Genomic DNA, 18,923 nt, shown 5'->3' with positions numbered 1-18,923 from the left:
CGACAATGACGAAGGGGGAGGTGGTCAACATCTCGGGCATGTCGCAGGTGCGGTTCACCCCGGCCGTCACGAAACTACATACCTCGCTGAGCGCCGGCGACTGGGAGGTCAACCTGGACATCGCCGCCGGCCGCTACGTCGCGACGCCGGCGCACGGGGAGTCAGGGAACTTCACCGTCTACGACGCCGACGGTCTCCCTACGACCAACGAGATCCTGGGACAGGCCAACGGCCTCGGCGTTCCCAACGTGACCGTCTCCCTCAGCAGCGGCAACCGGATCGAGATCTCTGGGCTGACCGACGTCACATTCACCAAAAAGTAGAGCGGGACTGCCCAGGGTTCGGTTGACCGGCTCTTCAGGCTGCGGCTGCGGTCCGGTTGATTGTCTCAAACTCGATCGGGGTCAGCGTTCCCAGCCGTCGTTGCCGGCGCATGCAGTGGCAGGTCCGCTCGATCCAGGTCACGATGGCCAGGCGTAGTTCGGCCCGTGTGCGCCACCGTTGCCGATCCAGCACTTCTTCTGCAGCAACGCGAAAAAGCTTCCATGGCGGCATTGTCGGCGCATGCACCGACCCGGCCCATCGACCCAAGCAGGCCGTTGTTCCGCAGCGTCCGGACGAACTTCATGGACCGAAACTGGGCGGATTCAACCGGTCGTCGCAACACCCGACACGGAGGCAGATATGGGCAGGCCAGCGGGTTGGATGAAGTCTTTGACCGGGCGGTCGGCGATGAGGTCGCCGGGAGAAGACGTCCAGGACGACCGCGCAGTAGATCTTGCCCTCGCGGGTGGGGTGTTCGGTGATATCGGTGACCCACAGTTTATTCGGTTCGGTGCGGGCGAACTTGCGGTCCACCAGGTCGGCGGCGGTCGGGGTCTGATGCACCTGCTTCGGTCGCTTGTTCCCTGGGAGTCTTTTGATGCCAGCGGCTCTCATCAGGTACTCGACGGATCCGTGCCCGACTTTGATCTGCTGACCCAGGGTCAGTTCGGCGTGGATCCGGCGGGCTCCGTAGACGCCGCGGAACCTCGTGTGGATCTCCCGCGATCTGCTCGGTCAGCCACACGTGGCGGACGGACCGGGCAGACGGGGCCCGTCCTCGCCATTCTTGGAATCCGGACTCCGACACGTCCAGGACGCGGCAGCTGGCATGGACGGAGTGACCTTCGGAGGCCATCACGGAGATGGCCTCGAACCGCCTTTTGGGGGCACCGCCGCCTTCAGCAGCTCAGCGGCACGTTGGTGGATGGCCAACTCGGCCTCGAGCTCTTTGATCCGTCTCTTCGCGGCGATCAGCTCCGTGTTGTCGGTCGACGTGGTGCCCGGCTTCAACCCCGAGTCGATGAGATCCTGCTCCCGCCAGTTGTAGATGGTCTGATCACTCACGCCCAGGTCGAAGGCCACCTGCGCCACGGACTTGCCGGCCTTCACCAGATCGAGCACACGCCGCCGGAACTCGGGGGTGTATTTCATCGGATCTCCTTCGGGATCGAGATGACCTCAGTCTGCCAACTCGACTCCGGGAACCACGGGGCACATCAGGTTGGCGGTGGTCCCCTGGGTGGATGGTGAAGTCGATGCGTAGGCTGCTGCGGCACATCCCGAGCTGCTCACGGGTGCTGAGCAAGGGCCCCTTCCAGATGCAGTCGATCCCGTCGTCGCCGAAGGACTGAAAGCGCTGACCGCGATGGTCAACCACAGCAACAACCTCGTCGGTGCACTCGACAAGCGGGATGCCATCGCGGTACTGACCACCCTCTACCAAGGCGGGCCTGCTCTTGATTCCAAGCTATCTACACGTGGGCTCTTGCCAACGGCTGGCCGGGACGAGGTGCCTAACGGCTGCGCGAGATGGCCGAGAAGATCGGGAGTGGCCACCGGATGCGGACCAATACGAGCATCAATCCGCTCCGCCCGGATGCCCTCGCTCGTTGGCGCGACAACGGATCGGTGCAGTAGAAGGCCCGTCCCGAAGCCGCGTGGTCGCGCGGGACGCGCCGGTGCGGGACCGGCCTGCGGGCATGCCGTTCGTGAACGGCTGTGGTCATTGAGATCGGTGTTGTGCCGCCCGTGGTCAGCGCCCGATGGCGCGGCTAGGTAGTTCCGTCACCGGACCGACTCCTATGAGACTCGTGAACAAAGCTGGCGACCGAGAGTGGGCCAGTTGGCCGGCGCAGGACGTTGCGGGCATCATCTGCGTCATGGCTGACCCGCCCGTGATGATTGTCGGTGTATCTCGCTCGCTACTTCAGCCAGCCGATCAGTGGGACTGGCCCTTACACGGCCTGCGCCATCCGCCCGCCGGGAAGACATCGGGTTGGTATTGCTGGACCGGCAATCTGTTGGCGACGGAAGATTTCTTCGTGCCTCTTCACCAGCGCCATCTCATCGCCCGCTGGCCCGCCGTTGAGCGATATCTGCTGAGCGATCAAGGCACTCGATTCCTTCTTACGCCCGACTACTCAGACGTGTGGGTCGACGATTCACTCCTAGATGTCTGACACCCCTGCGGCGCAAGGATCGGAACTGGCCTACGCATCAAGCCTGAGTGTGCGGCGCTCGCGGAAGCGGATCGATTATCGCCGGCCGACAACCACCGGACACTCCAGCCGTCCCGCAGGTCGAACGCCATCCGGTGGCCGCACCGCCGCCGGGCATATGCTACCGGCACGCACTCCGCTCGATACAGGCGCCGATGTATCGTCGTCGCGCAGCTGCGGTGACCCTCAAGCCGGCTCGTCCCGGTCGACGACACCGTCCCCCTTCCAGGGGCCGAGGGCCAGCGCCGCGAGCGAGGCGATCAGACCGTCGCTCGAGCAAGGGATGTGGTCCGCGCGCCGGAAGCGTCATTTCTCGGAGGAGATTCAGAGCGATCCTGACGTTAAGGGTCGCCTAACTAAAATGGGCCAGGAGATATACGACAAGGGTGAGTATCTAAGAACAGATGCTGCTACCGGCAACAACTTCTATCAGGATGAGTTCGGGCGCAATATCGGGACACTGCCTGGTGGCTCGACTGCGACGAGAGGCGGGATGTGGATCAACAACGCCGATGAGATCAAGACGATCTTCCCGAACGGTCGCGGAGGAGAGGAACCTGCACCATGATCCATATCGAGCACGTGACGAGCGAAGTGTCGGCAAAGGGCGAGGAGAACTGGTTTCCAGGCTGGCGGGCCGAGAGGTATCTCGCCATGATCGAGTCGCATCGGCGGCCCGAGGATTCAGATCTCCCGATACCTGTCTGGTTGGACGACGAGCCCCCGTCGCGTAGTTGGCCCAACGTCGCGCAGCGGTTCTTCCTAGGGTCAGTGGAAGTACAGACCAGCACCGGGTCCATCGTGGGTGGCCCTCAGGACTGGCCGCGACTAGGGTTTGCGTTCAATCTGCTGAGAGCAGCTAGAGAATCGATGGATGGGCTGAGCAAATTGTGGGATTTCGATTCGGACCGCCACTTCACCTTCGAACGAGCCAGCTCGGAGATCCTAATCCGTGCTACCTGGTCACCTCTAGTTCGAGTGGCCACCTCCGAGTTCCGCGCAGAGGTTCGTCGGTTCTTCGATGACTCGGTGCACTGGTTGCAGGCGCAGTATCCGGAGTGTGCGGAAGAAGAGACTTTTCGCGCGGCACTGGCGACGGCCCATGAGGGCGATTACGTTGCCTTGGTCGCCGCTGAGGAATGATGCCGGTTGCCCATCATGGAAGAGTTGAGACGTTGGGCCGGACGATCGTTTGCGAATCGCTGGGTCTTCTGAAAGAGGCGCAGCCCTCCGAGGTTGCGCGGTCATCACTGGCGCCTGGCGATGATTCGATAGATCGTGGATCGTCCTGCGCGGCCAGGTCGGCGTCGAAGTCGGCGGCCACACTGATTGCGCCGATTAGCAGCTGGTCGGCCCGATGCAGGTCGAAGGTGGCCGGCCCGACCTGGAGCGTGATGTTCTGCCCGGCGAGCCGAAAGAGCACCTGACCCAATTCGGCCAGACTCCGGGCCAGGCGTGAGAGTTTGGTGACCGCGAGGGTTCCGCCTTCGCCGGCGGCGACGATCGCCGCGTCGAGCGCGTCCGCCGGCAGGTTGAGACCGGTCCGCCCGATGTCGAAGAAGCATTCCTGCAAGCCGTGGCGGGCCAGCGCCTCTCGTTGGCTCTGGGTGTCGCGTGGGTCCGGGCGGACCCGGGCGTAGCCGATCGGCATACCCGACCGTACCGATTCGCCAGCAATTTGGGACGACTCTCCCCCTGAGACACGCACAAGCGTGCGCCTACCGCTCAGCCGGCCCACTACCGGATCGGCCCTCCGACCGTGTGCCGCCACGACGGGCGTCGGATCGTGGACAACACCATCAGATCGCGAACAGGCTGGGTACGGAACCGCCCGCCATTGGCTGGTCTTCATGGCCGACGGCGGGCATCGATCACGTCTGCTCGTTGCGTATGAGAATCGCGCTGAGGTGATGGCCGAGCGAACGGGCACCGCCCGCTATTTCGACCTCCAGCCGTCAGGTGTGCTCTCATACCGACAGCCGAGATACTCCCAAGGCCGGTCCACCCGCCCCCGGTAGGCCGGGCACTGATCTACCCCGCGTCCCCACGCTGATCTACCCGCGCCCGGTAGGCCGGGCCCTGTGGACAACCTGGACGATTTCCACGCATGATCAGCGCCAGCGACGCCATCATCGCGGTCGCCGGGTGAATGTGCACGCATCATCGGCGGCGGGAAGTCGACCGCGTCGCTCTCGTGATTGATCGTGGGCCGAGCCGATCGGGCGGCTCGGCCGGCATAGAGCAGGTCGAAATGGGTGCGGCACGAGCCGAAGTTGGTGCTCAACGTCTGACGGTCAAGGTCGAACGGATCCGGTGACGCCAGCTCGACCGCGGACAGGCCGCTCTCCTCCTGCAGTTCGCGGGTGGCGGCCTCGGCGAACGTGCGGTCGGAGGGTTCCAGGTGTCCACCGAACTGCACCCAGAAGCGGCCCCGGGCGTGGAATTGCAGCAGAACGTGATCCAGGTCGTGGTCGAAGACCAGGTAGCTGGCCGTCAGGTGGTCTGGCCCGGTTCCCTTGAACAGGAGTTCCTCGCCGGATCGCAACCGGGCAGCGAGAGCTGGGAACAGATCGGACCCAACCATCGGGGTGGGCAATGCGTCCAACATCGATGCGGTGGTGGTCGGATCCAAGGCCATCAGGCGCTCCTTCGAGGACAGGTCGGCCCGGACGGTCGCCCCGCGCCGAAGTGCCATAGTGAGGCACCAGCCCGCTCGATCCGAAACTCGTCATCCACACCAAGGGGGACCCCGCACCATGCGCCGTGTCGCGACCGGGCTCGCTCTGCTGATGCTGGCCTCGTGCACGGCCACCGGTACCGAGGTCGTCACCAGGACCACGACGGTGGCCGCGTCGTCGTCGGTCGCGCCCCCGTCGTCGGTCGCGCCCCCGTCGTCGACCGCACCCTCACCATCCACGGCGACTTCGCCGGCGAGCACCAGCCGGTCCTCGTCGGCGAGTGCGCCCCCTGCCACCTCGAGCGCGGCCTCGACGTCCAGGTCGGCGTCGGCGTCGCCCGTCACCCCGGCCAGCTGTGCCCAACGCACCCTGGCCGGACTCAGCCAGAAGCAGCGGATCGGGCAGTTGCTGATGGTCGGACTGCAGCCCGGAGACCTGATCTCGCAACTGCCGGATCAACCCGTCGGCGGCGTGTTCCTGGCCGGACACACCACCCGGGGCGCCGACGAGCTGTCCACGGGGATCGCCACCCTCCAGCGGTCCGTGACCAGGTCGGCCGGCGTGCCGGCCCAGGTCGCGGTCGACCAGGAGGGCGGCTACGTGCAGTCCCTCGCGGGGCCGGACTTCCCGGCCATCCCGACGGCCGTCGCCCAGGGCGAGGAGTCGTCGTCGGATCTAGCCGACGGCACCTCCGACTGGGCGAAGCGCCTGGTCGATGCGGGGATCACCCTCGACCTCGCGCCGGTCGCGGACGTCGTCCCGGCCGGTACGGCCGAGGAGAACCCACCGATCGGGGCCCAGGACCGCCAGTACGGCTCCTCTCCGAGCGCGGTCGCGGAGGCCGTGGTCACGGTGATTCGCTCGATGCTCGGGGTCAAGCTCGGCACCACCGTCAAACACTTCCCCGGGCTGGGCCGGGTCCGCGCCAACACCGACACCTCGGCGGATGCCGTTGACGCACAGACCTCCGCATCCGACCCGGCCCTCCAGCCGTTCCGGGCTGCCATCGCCGCCCACACCACGGCCGTGATGATCTCCTCGGCGACCTATCCGCAGTTGGATCCGGACCACATCGCCGCGTTCTCGGCCGCCATCGTCACCGATCTGCTCCGGCAGAAGCTGCACTTCGACGGGCTGGTGATCTCCGACGACCTCGGCGGTGCGGTCGCCGTGTCATCGTTCTCGCCCGGGCAGCGGGCGGTGGACTTCGTCCGGGCCGGAGGCGACATGGTGCTCACGGTGCAGGTCGCCGACATCGCCCCCATGACGGCCGCGCTGGCCTCGCTTGCCGCCCGGGACAAGACCTTCCGGGCCCGGGTCGACAACGCCGCGCTCCACGTCCTGGCCAGCAAACAGTCGGTCGGTCTGCTCAGCTGCGGCTGAGCACGGCTCGTGGCTCGCCTTGTATCAGCCGCCCGGCGTGCCCCTCCTCACGGCTACATCGATCGATGGACCTGAAGGCCGAGCCCCCTGGAGCACACCATGCCCGTCCGTATCCGGCTTTCCGTTTTGGGCACCGCAACCATGGCGGCCGTCCTCGTGCTCACCGCGTGCAGCTCACCGCTGCCGGTGGCCGCGCCCATGCCGGCCTCTTCCACCCAAGCGCTGTTCCCGGCCGATCCGTCGGGCGGCGACGCCGGCTCCGGCAGCGGTGGCGCGGGCCGCGTCACCGGCGGCGGGTTCGCCATGAACCCCGACTGCATGGGCGTGCTGAGTGCCTACTCGACCATCGCACTGGCCCTGTTGCCCAGCCTGTCCAGCGGACAGGGCACCTATGACGCCGGTCAGATCGCACAGGCCATCTCCGGTCTCGGCGGGAAGGTGCCGGACGCGCTCAAGGGCGACTTCGAGACGCTCGGTAGTGCGGCGAAGGCCGCGTCCGGCAAGTCGCTGACCGAGGCCGGGCAGATCCTCGGGACGCCGGCCGTCTCCGCGGCCAGTGACGACATCACGAAGTGGACCGACGCCAACTGCGGGTGAGGGCCGCGGGTAACAGCTACATGAACTCCTCGGCCCGCTGTGGGTTTCCCCGGCCGCAGATGGGAGCATGTCGGGCGTGCCCAATTCGAGCCTTGAGAGCATCGCCTACCCAGCCCCAGGAGCACGTCCGTCGCGGAGCATTCGGGAAACCGTGTCCCCGCACGTTGTGGTGTTGTTCGGCGCGACCGGAGATCTGGCTCGCCGCAAGCTGCTGCCCGGTCTGACGCACCTGTCCCTGTCGGCTTTGGCGCCCGATATCCAGGTGGTCGGCACCTCCCTGGAGGACATGGACGACGTCGCCTTCCGGGAGTTCGCCCGCCAGGCGGTGACGGAATTCAGCAGTCACAAGCTGACCGACGAGCAGTGGGGGGCCTTCTGCGACAAGCTGCACTACGTGCCGCAAGGCGCGGGCCCGGAGGCCCTGGCGGTGGCCGTGGCCAAGGCCGAGAGCGAACTGGGCCCGGAGGTCCTGCGGCTGCACTACCTGAGCGTCCCGCCGAAGGCGGCGCTGGCCGTCATCAACATGCTCAAGGACGCCGATCTGGTGCAGCGGTCCCGGGTCATCATGGAGAAGCCGTTCGGCACCGACCTGGACAGCGCGATCGCGCTGAACGACCAGGTGCACGAGACGTTCTTCGAGAGCCAGATCTTCCGGATCGACCATTTCCTGGGCAAGGAGCCGGCGCAGAACATCCTGGCCTTCCGGTTCGCGAACGGCCTGTTCGAACCGATCTGGAACCGCAACTTCATCGACCACATCCAGATCGACATCCCGGAGACCCTGGGACTGGACCGCCGCGCCGAGTTCTACGAATCGACCGGTGCCTACAAGGACATGGTGGTCACGCACCTGTTCCAGGTGATGGCGTTCGTCGCGATGGAGCCGCCGACCGCTCTGGAGCCCCGCGCCATCAGCGAGGAGAAGAACAAGGTCTTCCGTTCGCTGCTGCCCATCGAGCCGCAGCACGTGGTGCGTGGACAGTACGGCGGCTACCGCGACGAGGACGGGGTCGCGCCGGATTCGGACACCGAGACGTTCATCGCGCTCAAGTGCCGCATCGACAACTGGCGCTGGGCCGGCGTGCCGTTCTACCTGCGCACCGGCAAGCGGATGGCCGAGGGCCAGCGGATCATCTCCATCGCGTTCAAGGAAGCGCCGAAGTCGATGTTCCCGGCCGGCTCGGGCGTCGGCTCCCAGGGCCCGGACCACCTGACGTTCGACCTGGCCGACGCGTCGAAGGTGTCGTTGTCGTTCTACGGTAAGCGCCCAGGGCCGGGTATGCGCCTGGACAAGGTGTCGATGCAGTTCGCCACCCAGGAGACCGATCGCGCGGCCGATGTCCTGGAAGCCTACGAGCGGCTGATCCTGGACGCCATGCGCGGCGACCACACCCTGTTCACCACCGCCGACGGCATCGAGAGTCTGTGGGAGCGTTCGATTCCGCTGCTCGACGACCCGCCGGCGGTGAAGACCTACGCACCCGGCACCTGGGGTCCCAACGCGATCCACCAGCTGGTCGCCCCGCACGCCTGGCGCCTGCCGTTCGAGCGGGCGTGGCGCGAGCGGAGGTAGCAACTCTGCCCCGCGCCGCCCGCCCCGCCTGCGTCATCCAACCCCGCCTGCGTCGTCCACCCCCGCCTGCGTCGTCCACCCCCGCCTGCGTCGTCGACTGGAATGATATTCACCGAAAAGCGGCCCTGCGGCGCAAATATCATTCCAGTCAACGGGCTGGGGAGCGGGGGGCGGGGGCTGGGGGGCGGGGGGCGGTGCGGATGGGCGCGGGGATGGTCAGGGGCAAGGGGGCGCGGGCGTCCCGGACTGAGCCTTACGCGAAGTCCGGACTCGCTCGGTGCGGGTCGTCGGACCGGCCCTTCGGCTCCTCCCACGCCTCCTGACGCCCGAGCGCCGTCATGTCGAGAATGGCGTAGGCGCCGCCCATCTGCTCGGTCCCGCGACCAAAGGTCGAGTAGGTGTGAAAGATCTCGTCGCCGTCGCGGAGGAAGCAGCTGATCCCCGGCTGCTCACAGGGCTTCTCGTTGATCCAGCCGAGTCCGGCCGCTTCGAGTTCGGCGGCATCGCGGTAGTTGAACATCACCGGGGCGACGGCCGCGTCCAGCGTGACGTGAAAGTCGTAGTTGAAGTCGGAGCCGAACGACGAGTACCACGCGATGTCCCAGCCCTTCTGCGCCCGGTACTCGGCGAGCTTGGGGTACGGGGCGCGGGACACCGCGGCGAATGCGGTGTCACGGGCGGCCAGGTGGTCGAGCAGACCGTCGGACATCTCGTCGACGTCGGCCGTGCAGCTGGGGCAACCGGTGTCCCAGGCCGGGTCGAACATGAAGTGCTGCAACACCAGTTGCCGGCGCCCGGCGAACAGATCCAGCAGCCGGACCGGCCCGTCCGGCCCCTCGAGGACGTACTCCTTGTCGATCCGCACCATCGGCAGCCGCCGGCGCGCGGCGTTCACCTGATCGCGGGCACGGGTCAGCTCCTTCTCCCGCTCGAGCAACCCGCGTCGCGCGTCGAGCCAGTCCTGCCGGGAGACGATGTCGGGTAGTGCCATGGATGTTCTCCTTCCGGTCGTGGCCGCACGGCCACACCCTGAACGACGAACGAGCGGCTGCCGTTTCGACACGCCGACCGAACGGCCGGCGATCGGCCCCGGTCGGACGCGCTACCGCAGTCCGGCCATCAGGTCGGTCTCGGTGATGCCGGGACCCTGACCCTCCCGGATGAACCACTCGACGCCGAAGCTGTAGTCGAACGCCTCGTCCGGCATGGACAGGAAGAACGACTCCTCGCTGATCTGACTGGCGTGCGCGCGCATCGCGGCCCGCTTCACCTTCGTCCACGGGGTCACGTCAACCCGCACCGTGATCTCCGACTCCGGCTTGCCCATGTTGTCGAAGTCGGCCGGATCCGGCTGCTCGATCCCGGCCTCGGCGGCCTGGGCGGCGAAGGCCTTCATCCCGGCGATCATGTAGTCGCGGTTCATCGTGCCCTGGTACACCCGGGGGGTGCCGGCGATCTCGGCCGCCCTTCGGCCCACCCGGTGCACCCGGATGTGGTCGGGGTGGCCGTAGCCACCGTTGTCGTCATAGATGGTCAGGACGTCGGCGTTCTCCTCGCGCAGGATCGAGGCCAGCTTCTGCGCCGCCTCCTCGATGTCGGCCGTCCAGAAGGATCCGGGCAGGTCGTTGGTCGGCTCGCCCATCATCCCGGAGTCGACGTAGCCCAGGAACTCCAGCCGCTGCGCGCCGAGAATGTCGGCACACGCCTGGGTTTCGACGACCCGACGCTCCCAGAGCTGTTCGTCCGGGTCCAGAAACCCGTCCGGCACCTCGCCGTGCTCGCCCCGGGTCGCGACCACCAGCACCACCCGGTGCCCCTCGTCGGCCGCCTTCCGCATGACGCCGCCGCATCCGATCGATTCGTCGTCCGGATGGGCGTGAAAAGTCACCATGGTTGCCATAGGCACAGAAGGTACCTGCTCCGACCGACAGCACCGGCGCCACCGGCAGCGAGCGCCGTGCCGCCGGTCTGGCTACTCTCGGCGGGGATGACAATTCACGGCGCGTTGGACGAACTGCTCGACGTCATGGTGATCCCGGGCTACAGCTCGATCGGGCCGGCGTTGCGCAAGCACTGGTGGCCGGGCGATCCGAGACCGTTCACCGGCCACCCGGACATCGTGGTGACCGGTGGCGGGTCCGGCCTGGGCGAGGCGGCCGCGCTCGGGCTGGCCCGGCTCGGCGCCCGCGTCCACCTGGTCGGGCGCAAGGCCGCACGGCTGCAGGCCGCGGCCGACCGGATGGTCACCGCCGTCCCGGACGCGCAGGTGATCACGCACGAGGCCGACATCAGCGATCTGGACTCCGTCGCCTCGTTGGCCGCTGAGCTCGAGCGGAGCGTCCCATCGCTGCACGCCCTGATCCACTGCGCCGGGCTCATCCCGCCCGAGCGGACCCTCAGCGCCCAGGGCCACGAACTGACCTTCGCCACCCACGTGCTCGGCCCGTTCGCCCTGACCGTCCGGCTCCGGACGCTGCTGCGGGCCGACGGGGACGGCCGCGTCATCTGGGTGTCTTCCGGCGGCATGTACTCCTCGCCGCTGGTCAGCGACCTGGAATTCGCCTCGGGGGACTACAAGGGGGTCCGGGCCTACGCCCGGACCAAGCGCATGCAGGTGAGCATTGCCGCCATGTTGGGAGCCGCCTTCGATCGCGACGGCGATCCCGTCGTGCACAGCATGCATCCTGGCTGGGCCGACACACCCGGCGTCACCGACTCCATCCCGGGGTTCGCGAAACTGGTCCGTCCGATCCTGCGGACGGCCGAGCAGGGCGCCGACACCATCGTCTGGCTGTCCGCGGCCGGAGAGCCGGCCACCACCACCGGGCAGTTCTTCAGCGACCGTCGGGTCCGGCCGACCTACTACCTGCGCTGGAAGCACGATCGCCCGGCTGTGCGCCGGCGGCTGTGGCTGGCCTGCGAGGACGCGCTGGTCGCCTCCGGGTTCGGCGAGCCGATCATCTGACGCGTCACGGAGTGCCCGGCCGGTGCGGGTCGGGCTGGTTCAGGCGGTGGCCGGAGTCCCCCTTCCGTCCTGGACGGTGAACCTTCCGATCTTGAGGCCGCCGCCGGCCGGGTCGGCCTCGGGGCGCAGCGTCAGGGCAACGGCGCCGGATCCGGTGATCCGATGGTCGACGAGGTCCAACGAGATGGGCACACTCCCGGCCGGGAACAGCCGCTTGCCGTCGCCGACCACGACCGGGAAGACGAGGAAGCGGTACTCGTCGATCAGCGCCGCCTCGTGGAGGGTTCGGGCCAGGGCGCAACTGCCGTGCACCTGCAGTTCGCCGCCGGGCCGTTCCATCAGGGCCGCGACCGCCGCCACCGGGTCCGAGGAGATCACGCTGGTGTGTTCCCAAGCCGGGTCTCGGAGGGTGGTCGAGACGACGTGCTTGGGTCGGTGGTTGAGTCGGTCGCTCACCACGTCGCCCGGCTCGGTGACCTGCGACCAGTACGAATACATCATGTCGTAGGTGATGCGGCCCAGGAGGATCTCGTCGGCGTCGGCGAACCAGGCGCTCACGATCGCACCCATGTCGGCGTCCGCGAACGGCACCAGCCAACCACCGCGGTCGAAGCCGCCACTTCGGTCCTCGTCGGGACCGCCGGGGCCCTGCATGACGCCGTCGAGGCTGAGAAAGGTGGTGAGAACGAGTTCCATGCCGATCAACTCCCGTGGCCCGGGGCGGCCCCGTCGGCCACCTCCCGTCATCGCAACGATCGGGGGAGCCCGAACACGACAGTCGCCGGTGGAATTGGGGCCAGGTGGCCGGGCGCGCAAAAGTTAGGCCCAAGGGGACCCGCCGGCTCCAACCGCCCGTGGCTGTCGGTCGGCCGCCGTAGGCTTTCGTTCGTGCCGGACAGCGGGAACGGAGGGCGACCGTGATCGACGTGCTGTCGCTCAGCCGGATCGTCGGCGCCTTCACCCTGCAGAAGGGGCTGGAATACGCCCGCAACGGCGCGGTGCTCGACGTCGAGCTCACCGAGAATCCGGTGCGGATCTCCGGCCGGGTCCACGGGTCGGCGCCGGTTCCGTACCAGGTCGACGTGGCGGTCAGCCTCAACGGACCGACGGTTCTCGGGCTCACCGGCGTCTGCTCGTGCCCGGTGCGGATGAACTGCAAGCACGTGGTCGCGGTGGTGATCAACGGTCTGTCCAACCGCGGCCGCAACCCGGCGGCGGTGAAGCCGGCCTGGGAGCGGTCGTTGTCACCGCTGGTGCAGGCGAACGAGCAGGTGTCGCCGACCAGCCTGGTGCTGGGTCTGCAGTTCGAACTTCTGTCCGCGGTGGGCGATCCGGTGGCGTCCTCGGGGGCGCTGGAGGTGCCGCGGCCCGGCCGGCTCGGCATCCGCCCGGTTCAACTGGGGGCCCTGGGCAAGTGGGTGCGGAACGGCATCGGCTGGTCCAACCTGGGTTACGCGAGCTACGGACGCCAACGAGCCGACCCGACCCAGCTCGATTGGTTCACGTCCGTCGCTGCAGTGGCCGGCCCGTCGGCGTCCCGGTACTACGGCGCCACGCCGGCCTGGATCCACCTGGAGGAGTCGAGCGGGGCGGCGATCTGGGACCTGCTGGCCCGGGCCGCGGATCTCGGGATCCCGCTGATCGGGTCGGGTCGGACGCCGCAACCGGTGTCGATCGCGGAAGAACCGGCGGACATCGTGGTCGACATCGTCCGGCGCGGTGCCGACATCGGTCTGGAGGCCGTCATCCTGGCCGGCAACGAGTCGGACGACGCCGGCCCCTGCCTGATGCTCGGCGAGCCGATCCGGGCTCTGGCCACCTGGCCGGCCGACCAGGACCGTACCCCGCTGCGCGAGCGCACCGTCCGGCTGGCGTCGTTCCGCACCCCTCCGACCCGCGAGTTGGTCCAGCTGGTCACAGCGGGCTATCAGGCCGTTCCGCCCCAGGATGAGCAGCGCTTCCTGGGCACCTATCTGCCGGTGTTGCGGCAGCGGGTGCGGATCGTCTCCCACGACGGCTCGTTCGAGGTGCCTGCGCCGGAGCCGCCCCGGCTCTGGCTGACCGTCGCCCATCTCCCCGGTCATCGCACGGATCTGGAATGGACCTGGCAGTACGCCGGGGCCGATGACCGGCAACCCCTCTGGCCCCGCTCGCGGCCCGCGGCGTTCCGGGACTTCGACGAGGAACGGGCCCTGGTCGCATCACTGCCCGCGGTCGCGCACCACTTCGAGCCGCTACTGGAACGGGGACGGCTGCTCGCCGAGACCAGGCTGGTCGGTATGGACACGGTCGGCTTCCTGGCCGACGTGTTGCCTGCCCTGCAACGACATTCGTTGCTCAGTGTCGAGATCCGCGGTGAGGCGAAGTTCCGGGCGGCGGACGGCGGGGTGGTCATCGGGATCTCCGGTGAGGCCGCCGAGGGTCGCGACTGGTTCGACCTGCAGATCGCCGTCACCGTGGACGGTGAGGAGGTGGCCCTCCGCGAGGTGTTCCTGGCCCTGGCCCGTGAGCAGGAGTTCATGATCCTGCCCAGCGGTACCTTCTTCCGGTTGGAGGCGCAACGGTTCGAGCAACTGCGCAAGCTGATCGACGAAGCCCGTCTGCTGCAGGACGGTGGCGGCGAGAAGTCGTTGCGGGTCAGCCGGTTCCAGGCCAGCCTGTGGGACGAACTGCAGCAACTCGGCATCGTCGACGAGCAGGCCTCGGTGTGGCACAAGTCGGTGAGCGCGCTGATCGCGACCGGCGAGATCGAGTCGCAGCCGGTGCCGGAGCGGTTCGCCGCCGAGCTCCGGCCGTACCAGCAGGAGGGTTACGACTGGCTGTCGTTCCTGTTCGACGCCGGTCTGGGCGGCATCCTGGCCGACGACATGGGGTTGGGCAAGACCGTCCAGGCCCTGGCGCTGATCTGCCGTGCCGTCGACCGACCGGACGGGTCCGACCCGTTCCTGGTGGTCGCGCCGACCAGCGTCGTCGGCAACTGGCGGGCCGAGGCCCGCAAGTTCGCGCCGCACCTGAAAGTCGTCACCGTGAACGAGACATCAAGCCGTCGCGGGGTTTCCATCACCGATCTGGTGGCCGAGGCCGACGTGGTGATCACGTCCTACGCATTGTTCCGGCTGGAGTTCGACGACTACGATGCGCAGCGATGGGCCGGGTTGATCCTGGACGAGGCGCAATTCGTCAAGAACCATCTGTCCCAAGGGTTCAAACACGCGAAGCAGCTGTCCACCGCGTTCAAACTGGCCATCACCGGCACCCCGATGGAGAACAACCTGATGGAGCTGTGGTCGCTGTTCGCGATCACCGCCCCCGGATTGTTCGGCAGCCCCAAGCGTTTCGGTGAGTACTACCAGAAGCCGATCGAGAAGCACGGCGAGAACGAGAAACTCGCGCAACTGCGGCGCCGCATCCGCCCATTGATGTTGCGCCGCACCAAGGACCAGGTGGTCAAGGACCTGCCGGCCAAGCAGGAGCAGGTGATCGAACTCGACCTGAACGCCAAGCACCAGAAGGTCTACCAGACGCATCTGCAGCGGGAGCGGCAGAAGGTGCTGGGCCTGATCGGCGACATGGACAAGAACCGGTTCGCCATCTTCCGCTCGCTGACCCTGCTGCGTCAGCTCAGCCTGGACGCGTCGCTGGTCGACGAGAAGTACAACAACATACCGTCGACCAAACTCGATGCCCTGATGGAGCAGTTGGACGACGTGGTTGCCGAGGGGCATCGGGTGCTGGTGTTCAGCCAGTTCACGTCGTTCCTGGGCAAGGTCCGCGACCGGTTGACGCAGTCCGAGGTCGAGTTTTGCTACCTCGACGGCGCCACCCGCAATCGGCCCGAGGTCCTGGAGAGGTTCAGCACCGGGACCGCTCCGGTGTTCTTGATCAGCCTCAAGGCCGGCGGGTTCGGGCTCAACCTGACCGAGGCCGACTACTGCATCCTGTTGGATCCCTGGTGGAATCCGGCCACCGAGGCCCAGGCCATCGACCGGGCCCACCGCATCGGCCAGACGAAGACGGTCATGGTCTACCGGCTGGTGGCCAAGGGCACGATCGAGGAGAAGGTGATGGCCCTCAAGGAGGGCAAGGCCAAGCTGTTCGCCAGCGTGATGAGCGAGGACGGTGCCGCGTCGTCCGCACTGACCGCCGACGACATCCGGACCCTGTTGAGCTGAGCTCCGTAGGCGACCGGACTCAGCGGGTCAGATGCGCTCTGCGCTGGGCGGACGCGCCGCCGGGTCAGCTCTGGCCGCCTGGGTCCTGCTCGTGCCGCTGGGCTCAGCCCGCGGCGGCCTTGGCGGCGATGCGGGCCTGTACTTCCGGCCGGCGCAGTGGGGGCACGGTAGCCGGAGGCTGCTTACGGGGTGGGAGGTCGGCCAGCAGGTGACGCGTGATGTGTGCGATCTCGGCCACCGCGGCTTCGAACACGTCACGGTTGGCGTCGGACAGCTTCTGGATGCCGCTGACCTTCCGGACGTACTGGCGCGCGGCGGCCTCGACCTGGTCGTCGGTGGCGGCGGGTTCGAGCCCGCGGAGTTCGGTGATGTTGCGGCACATGCCTGCGTAGTTTACGCGCGGGCCCTGGATGGGGGGGGTGGCTTGACTTCGAGCGCGCTCGAAGTCGTACCGTCGTCGGGTGAGCGAGATGAGCATTTCCGACGCGGCGGCCATGGCCGGCGTCACGGCGCACACCCTGCGCTACTACGAACGGGTCGCCCTGCTCGATCCGGTGGCCAAGAACGAAGCGGGTCGCCGCCGGTTCACCGAGCGGGACCTGGCCCGCATCGAGTTCATCTCGCGGCTCCGGGCCACCGGCATGCCGATCCGTCAGGTCCGGCGGTACGTGGAGCTGATCCGCGCCGGTGAACACACCGAGCCGGAACGCATCGCGTTGCTGGAGGCTCATCGGCTCACCGTGAAGACCCGTCTGGCCGAGATCCAGGCGAGCCTCGACACCATCGACAGCAAGATCGCCAACTACCGCACGAAGCGGGTCAGGAGAATTTCGTGAAGACACGCGTACTCGGGGCCGACCTGGAAGTCTCGGCGCTCGGTCTCGGATGCATGGGGATGAGTGAGTTCTACGGTCCGGGTGACGACGCCGAATCGACGGCCACCATCCACCGGGCACTCGACCTGGGCGTCACCCTGTTCGACACCTCGGACATCTACGGACCGCACACCAACGAGGTCCTCGTCGGCCGAGCGATCGCCGACCGTCGGGACCAGGTGGTCCTGGCCACCAAGTTCGGCATCGTCCGGGACCCGGCGAACCCGGCGGCGCGGGGGATCAACGGTCGGCCGGAATACGTCCGGGCCAGCGCTGAGGCGTCCCTGCAGCGCCTCGGCACCGACCACATCGACCTGTACTACCAGCACCGGCCCGACCCGAGCGTTCCGGTCGAGGACACCGTGGGGGCGATGGCCGAGCTGGTGACGGCCGGGAAGGTGCGCTATCTGGGGCTGTCCGAGGTGACACCGGACATCCTGCGCCGGGCGCAGGCCACGCATCCGATCGCCGCCCTGCAGACGGAATACTCACTCTGGTACCGCGACGTCGAGGACGAGATCCTGCCCACGGCCAGGGAACTGGGCATCGGGTTCGTCCCCTATTCGCCACTCGGTCGTGGCTTCCTGACCGGTGCCGTGACGGCCGTCGACGAGCTGGCCGACGACGATTTCCGGCGGGCGAATCCGCGGTTCCAGGGCGACAACCTCGTCGCCAACCAACGGATCGTCGAACTGGTGCGTGAACTCGCGGCCGAGAAGTCCGTGACACCGGCGCAACTCGCGCTGGCCTGGGTGCTCGGCCAGGGCGAGGACATGGTGCCGATCCCGGGTACGAAGCGCCGCCGGTACCTCGAGGAAAATCTGGGGGCTCTGGAGATCGAGCTGACGCCGGAGGATTTGCGTCGCATCGGCGAGGCCGTGCCGCAGGCCGTCGGGTCCCGGTATGCGGCCACTTCGAGCATGGGAAGGCTCGCCGCGCAACAGAAGTGACCGAGCCGTCGTCGTCGGCCGGGGCCCGCGGTCAGGGCGCCGAGTACGGGATGTCGATGACATCGTGGTGGGTTCCGTAGGTGAGGGTGAACACCCAGCAGCCGGCGGTGGGCACATCGACACCGGACGGTCCCGGTCCGCCGGCCACCGTGGTGTGCATGGTCGCCGACCCGCCCTCGAGTCGGCCATCGATCACCAGATCGTCTCCGCCGGAGGCGTTGTCGGCTACCCACAGGATCTTGTTGCCCTGGCCGGCCACCGGTGGGGCGGCGAGCGGATTGGTGAACAGGATGGCGACCACGTGGCCGCTGCGGCTGGTGATGTAGGCCGCCCTGGGTACCGGGTCGGAGAACCCGGCCCTGGCCCACGTCGGCAGGACCGACACCTCCACCGGCCCGCAGGCGCTCGCTGGGCGCGCGGCCGGACCGGCGGCCGGCGGGCGGATCAACACCACGGCCCCGATCACGGCCAGCACGGCGACGACGGCAGCGATCGGGGCGATGGTCACCATCCGGCGGTACCGGGAGCGCCGGCGGATCGTCCCGGCCAGGTCGGCGTCGTGGGGGGCCTTGCCGGCCAGTTCGTCGAAGCCGCGGTCCAGCAGATCGTCGATGCTGTTCATCCGGTGGTCCTTCCCTTCATGTCGTGGCCGGCGGCCGGCGCGAGCGCTGCCCGTACCCGTTCCTTGCCCCGGGCGGCGTGGCTGCGCACCGTCCCGATCGAGCAGCCGAGGGTGGCGGCGATCTGCTCGTCGTCAAGTCCCTGGAGATGACGCAGCACGAGCACCGCCCGCTGGTGCGGACTCAACGTGGTCAGGGCCCGTTGCAGTTCGTCCCGCTCGACGACGCCGATCGCCACATCGGGCGCGCCGTCGACGTCGGGGATCTCGTCGGTCGGCACCTCGGAATTGCGGCGCCGACGGCGCCAGTCGAGGTAGGCGTTGGTCAGCATGCGGCGGACGTAGGCGTCGGGGTGCTCGACCGCGGTGATCCGCGACCACCGGCGGAACGCCTGGAGCAGCACCCCCTGCAGCAGGTCCTCGGCGCGCTGGCGATCGCCGGTCAAGGCGTAGGCGTACCGCTCCCAGCCGCGCCCCTGTGCCGTCACGTACGCCGCGAACTCGGCGTCTCGGGTGCGCTCCATACCTCAAGTCAACGCGTCGAACCGGGCGATGGTTGAGGGCGATT

21 protein-coding genes are annotated in these 18,923 nt (G+C 67.8%); 11 read left to right on the top strand and 10 right to left on the bottom strand.

Features of this window, described 5'->3' with window-relative positions; translation table 11 throughout:
- The first annotated feature begins 5 nt into the window (after positions 1–5).
- Entirely contained in the window at positions 6–323 is a 318-nt protein-coding gene (locus BLS97_RS22740) for a hypothetical protein (RefSeq protein WP_157695253.1), read from the top strand.
- A 301-nt stretch (positions 324–624) separates the two neighbouring features.
- On the opposite strand, the gene BLS97_RS24435 is transcribed toward BLS97_RS22740, so the two are convergent.
- Together BLS97_RS24435 and BLS97_RS07085 are read right to left on the bottom strand one after the other, a co-directional pair.
- Complete coding sequence (locus tag BLS97_RS24435; RefSeq protein ID WP_090475368.1) at positions 625–1,041, bottom strand: IS3 family transposase; 417 nt, start codon at positions 1,039–1,041, stop codon at positions 625–627.
- A 138-nt stretch (positions 1,042–1,179) separates the two neighbouring features.
- Complete coding sequence (locus BLS97_RS07085; protein WP_090475367.1) at positions 1,180–1,476, bottom strand: transposase; 297 nt, start codon at positions 1,474–1,476, stop codon at positions 1,180–1,182.
- A 728-nt stretch (positions 1,477–2,204) separates the two neighbouring features.
- On the opposite strand from BLS97_RS07085, the gene BLS97_RS22735 reads away from it, so the two are divergent.
- The 3 genes from BLS97_RS22735 (at position 2,205) to BLS97_RS07080 (ending at position 3,686) form a co-directional block, all read left to right on the top strand.
- A complete protein-coding gene (locus BLS97_RS22735; RefSeq protein ID WP_157695252.1) occupies positions 2,205–2,504 on the top strand; it encodes an immunity protein Imm33 domain-containing protein in 300 nt (99 codons plus the stop codon).
- A 400-nt stretch (positions 2,505–2,904) separates the two neighbouring features.
- Positions 2,905–3,111: a hypothetical protein gene (locus tag BLS97_RS22730; RefSeq protein WP_157695251.1), complete on the top strand. Its 207-nt coding sequence runs from the start codon at positions 2,905–2,907 to the stop codon at positions 3,109–3,111.
- Positions 3,108–3,686: a hypothetical protein gene (locus BLS97_RS07080; protein WP_090475366.1), complete on the top strand. Its 579-nt coding sequence runs from the start codon at positions 3,108–3,110 to the stop codon at positions 3,684–3,686. The genes BLS97_RS22730 and BLS97_RS07080 overlap by 4 nt, the downstream gene beginning before the upstream one ends.
- Before the next feature lie 13 nt (positions 3,687–3,699).
- Here the strand turns inward: BLS97_RS07080 and BLS97_RS07075 are convergent, their stop codons facing one another.
- Together BLS97_RS07075 and BLS97_RS07070 are read right to left on the bottom strand one after the other, a co-directional pair.
- Entirely contained in the window at positions 3,700–4,395 is a 696-nt protein-coding gene (locus tag BLS97_RS07075; RefSeq protein ID WP_090475365.1) for a recombinase family protein, read from the bottom strand.
- Between the two features lie 84 nt (positions 4,396–4,479).
- Positions 4,480–5,238: an NUDIX hydrolase gene (locus tag BLS97_RS07070; RefSeq protein ID WP_090475364.1), complete on the bottom strand. Its 759-nt coding sequence runs from the start codon at positions 5,236–5,238 to the stop codon at positions 4,480–4,482.
- Positions 5,239–5,299: 61 nt separating this feature from the next.
- Between BLS97_RS07070 and BLS97_RS07065 the strand changes: the two genes are divergently transcribed.
- From BLS97_RS07065 to zwf, 3 genes are all read left to right on the top strand, one after another.
- Entirely contained in the window at positions 5,300–6,604 is a 1,305-nt protein-coding gene (locus tag BLS97_RS07065) for a glycoside hydrolase family 3 protein (protein ID WP_197676449.1), read from the top strand.
- 99 nt (positions 6,605–6,703) lie between these two features.
- A complete protein-coding gene (locus BLS97_RS07060; RefSeq protein WP_090475363.1) occupies positions 6,704–7,201 on the top strand; it encodes a hypothetical protein in 498 nt (165 codons plus the stop codon).
- Between the two features lie 67 nt (positions 7,202–7,268).
- Positions 7,269–8,774, top strand: a complete 1,506-nt coding sequence (zwf, locus tag BLS97_RS07055) for a glucose-6-phosphate dehydrogenase (protein ID WP_090475362.1) — start codon at positions 7,269–7,271, stop codon at positions 8,772–8,774.
- A 253-nt stretch (positions 8,775–9,027) separates the two neighbouring features.
- Here zwf and BLS97_RS07050 read toward each other — a convergent pair whose 3' ends face one another.
- The gene (locus tag BLS97_RS07050) at positions 9,028–9,765 is read right to left on the bottom strand and encodes a DUF899 domain-containing protein (RefSeq protein ID WP_090475361.1); all 738 of its coding nucleotides are present in this window, start codon (positions 9,763–9,765) and stop codon (positions 9,028–9,030) included.
- Positions 9,766–9,876: 111 nt separating this feature from the next.
- Entirely contained in the window at positions 9,877–10,674 is a 798-nt protein-coding gene (locus tag BLS97_RS07045; protein WP_090475360.1) for a PIG-L family deacetylase, read from the bottom strand.
- An 87-nt stretch (positions 10,675–10,761) separates the two neighbouring features.
- On the opposite strand from BLS97_RS07045, the gene BLS97_RS07040 reads away from it, so the two are divergent.
- The gene (locus BLS97_RS07040; RefSeq protein ID WP_090481576.1) at positions 10,762–11,739 is read left to right on the top strand and encodes an SDR family NAD(P)-dependent oxidoreductase; all 978 of its coding nucleotides are present in this window, start codon (positions 10,762–10,764) and stop codon (positions 11,737–11,739) included.
- A 39-nt stretch (positions 11,740–11,778) separates the two neighbouring features.
- On the opposite strand, the gene BLS97_RS07035 is transcribed toward BLS97_RS07040, so the two are convergent.
- Positions 11,779–12,435 (bottom strand): dihydrofolate reductase family protein, encoded by a 657-nt coding sequence (locus BLS97_RS07035; RefSeq protein ID WP_090475359.1) that lies wholly within the window; start codon positions 12,433–12,435, stop codon positions 11,779–11,781.
- Positions 12,436–12,656: 221 nt separating this feature from the next.
- Here BLS97_RS07035 and BLS97_RS07030 point away from each other — a divergent pair, with 221 nt between their 5' ends.
- Entirely contained in the window at positions 12,657–15,911 is a 3,255-nt protein-coding gene (locus BLS97_RS07030; protein ID WP_090475358.1) for a DEAD/DEAH box helicase, read from the top strand.
- Between the two features lie 103 nt (positions 15,912–16,014).
- On the opposite strand, the gene BLS97_RS07025 is transcribed toward BLS97_RS07030, so the two are convergent.
- Entirely contained in the window at positions 16,015–16,293 is a 279-nt protein-coding gene (locus tag BLS97_RS07025; protein ID WP_090475357.1) for a DUF2277 domain-containing protein, read from the bottom strand.
- An 88-nt stretch (positions 16,294–16,381) separates the two neighbouring features.
- Between BLS97_RS07025 and BLS97_RS07020 the strand changes: the two genes are divergently transcribed.
- Positions 16,382–16,747 (top strand): MerR family transcriptional regulator, encoded by a 366-nt coding sequence (locus BLS97_RS07020; RefSeq protein WP_157695646.1) that lies wholly within the window; start codon positions 16,382–16,384, stop codon positions 16,745–16,747.
- A complete protein-coding gene (locus BLS97_RS07015; RefSeq protein WP_172832229.1) occupies positions 16,744–17,736 on the top strand; it encodes an aldo/keto reductase in 993 nt (330 codons plus the stop codon). Before BLS97_RS07020 ends, BLS97_RS07015 begins: the two co-directional genes overlap by 4 nt.
- 31 nt (positions 17,737–17,767) lie before the next feature.
- Here the strand turns inward: BLS97_RS07015 and BLS97_RS07010 are convergent, their stop codons facing one another.
- Positions 17,768–18,358 (bottom strand): hypothetical protein, encoded by a 591-nt coding sequence (locus BLS97_RS07010; protein WP_090475355.1) that lies wholly within the window; start codon positions 18,356–18,358, stop codon positions 17,768–17,770.
- Positions 18,355–18,879, bottom strand: a complete 525-nt coding sequence (locus BLS97_RS07005) for a SigE family RNA polymerase sigma factor (protein WP_090475354.1) — start codon at positions 18,877–18,879, stop codon at positions 18,355–18,357. Before BLS97_RS07005 ends, BLS97_RS07010 begins: the two co-directional genes overlap by 4 nt.
- Positions 18,880–18,923 lie beyond the last annotated feature (44 nt).

It is taken from the genome of Nakamurella panacisegetis (genome assembly GCF_900104535.1).
GTDB lineage: Bacteria > Actinomycetota > Actinomycetes > Mycobacteriales > Nakamurellaceae > Nakamurella > Nakamurella panacisegetis.
Note: the sequence above shows the minus strand (reverse complement) of the source record. Positions and strands in the feature narration are given on the sequence as shown.

Coding starts and splice junctions, on each gene's coding strand:
- BLS97_RS07060 (WP_090475363.1), top strand. CDS start 6,704: ATGCCCGTCCGTATCCGGCTTTCCGTTTTGGGCACCGCAACCATGGCG.
- BLS97_RS07075 (WP_090475365.1), bottom strand. CDS start 4,395: ATGAAGACCAGCCAATGGCGGGCGGTTCCGTACCCAGCCTGTTCGCGA.
- BLS97_RS22730 (WP_157695251.1), top strand. CDS start 2,905: ATGGGCCAGGAGATATACGACAAGGGTGAGTATCTAAGAACAGATGCT.
- BLS97_RS07080 (WP_090475366.1), top strand. CDS start 3,108: ATGATCCATATCGAGCACGTGACGAGCGAAGTGTCGGCAAAGGGCGAG.
- BLS97_RS07025 (WP_090475357.1), bottom strand. CDS start 16,293: ATGTGCCGCAACATCACCGAACTCCGCGGGCTCGAACCCGCCGCCACC.
- BLS97_RS07065 (WP_197676449.1), top strand. CDS start 5,300: ATGCGCCGTGTCGCGACCGGGCTCGCTCTGCTGATGCTGGCCTCGTGC.
- BLS97_RS07035 (WP_090475359.1), bottom strand. CDS start 12,435: ATGGAACTCGTTCTCACCACCTTTCTCAGCCTCGACGGCGTCATGCAG.
- BLS97_RS07070 (WP_090475364.1), bottom strand. CDS start 5,238: ATGGCACTTCGGCGCGGGGCGACCGTCCGGGCCGACCTGTCCTCGAAG.
- BLS97_RS07085 (WP_090475367.1), bottom strand. CDS start 1,476: ATGAAATACACCCCCGAGTTCCGGCGGCGTGTGCTCGATCTGGTGAAG.
- BLS97_RS22740 (WP_157695253.1), top strand. CDS start 6: ATGACGAAGGGGGAGGTGGTCAACATCTCGGGCATGTCGCAGGTGCGG.
- BLS97_RS07005 (WP_090475354.1), bottom strand. CDS start 18,879: ATGGAGCGCACCCGAGACGCCGAGTTCGCGGCGTACGTGACGGCACAG.
- BLS97_RS07020 (WP_157695646.1), top strand. CDS start 16,382: ATGAGCATTTCCGACGCGGCGGCCATGGCCGGCGTCACGGCGCACACC.
- BLS97_RS22735 (WP_157695252.1), top strand. CDS start 2,205: ATGGCTGACCCGCCCGTGATGATTGTCGGTGTATCTCGCTCGCTACTT.
- BLS97_RS07050 (WP_090475361.1), bottom strand. CDS start 9,765: ATGGCACTACCCGACATCGTCTCCCGGCAGGACTGGCTCGACGCGCGA.
- BLS97_RS07045 (WP_090475360.1), bottom strand. CDS start 10,674: ATGGCAACCATGGTGACTTTTCACGCCCATCCGGACGACGAATCGATC.
- BLS97_RS07010 (WP_090475355.1), bottom strand. CDS start 18,358: ATGAACAGCATCGACGATCTGCTGGACCGCGGCTTCGACGAACTGGCC.
- zwf (WP_090475362.1), top strand. CDS start 7,269: ATGTCGGGCGTGCCCAATTCGAGCCTTGAGAGCATCGCCTACCCAGCC.
- BLS97_RS07040 (WP_090481576.1), top strand. CDS start 10,762: ATGACAATTCACGGCGCGTTGGACGAACTGCTCGACGTCATGGTGATC.